Here is a 794-nt window from a genome sequence, read left to right on the forward strand (position 1 = left end):
GAATCCATAATCGACAAGACTCACAGGCAAGCACTGCCTTGAATCCATAATCAATACATGAACAGGCAAGGACTGCCTTGAATCCATAATCGACTGGATTTTTCAGGTCGATGTAACCCGCAAGACACCTCGGTCGGCCCCCTCTCCCTCCGGGAGAGGGCTGGGGTGAGGGTCTGCTTCTAGGGCTCCAGCCCGATCCCACGCAAGATCACACTCGTCACTGTCTGCACCGCCCGCTCAAACTGCATGTCCGACAACGGCTGATGTTCATTCAGAATATTCACCTGATGATCAAAGTCAGCATAGTGCTGCGTCGACGCCCAGATCATGTACAGCAAACTCGACGGTTCCACCGGCAAAATCCGCTTGTCCTCGACCCACTGGCGAATCTTCGCTTCCTTCATCTTCGCCCAGTCATACAGGCTGACATCCAGCGCCTCGCCCAAGGTTGGCGCGCCGTGGATGATCTCATTGGCCCAGACTTTAGAACCATACGGCCGGCTGCGCGAGTGGTTCATCTTGGCGCGGATATAGCTGCTCAGCACCACGCGCGGATCGTCGAACATCTCGAAGCACAGCGCGTCCTGTTTCCACACTTCCAGCAGGTCGAACAGCACTGCGCTGTACAGCTCGCTCTTGGTTGAGAAGTAGTAATGCAGATTGGAACGCGGCAGTTGCACTTCAGCCGCGATGTCTGCCATGGCGGTACCGCCGAAGCCTTTTTCGGCGAAGACTTTTTCCGCCGCCAGGAGAATTTTCTCGACGTTACTGCGACGAATCTCGATCTTGTGATT

1 protein-coding gene is annotated in these 794 nt (G+C 55.2%); it reads right to left on the reverse strand.

Features of this window, described 5'->3' with window-relative positions:
- Positions 1–179 precede the first annotated feature (179 nt).
- The coding region (locus BK660_RS30855) for a TetR/AcrR family transcriptional regulator (RefSeq protein ID WP_123436428.1) at positions 180–794 on the reverse strand (615 nt) is incomplete at its 5' end.

Source organism: Pseudomonas brassicacearum, from assembly GCF_003732265.1.
GTDB lineage: Bacteria > Pseudomonadota > Gammaproteobacteria > Pseudomonadales > Pseudomonadaceae > Aquipseudomonas > Aquipseudomonas brassicacearum_D.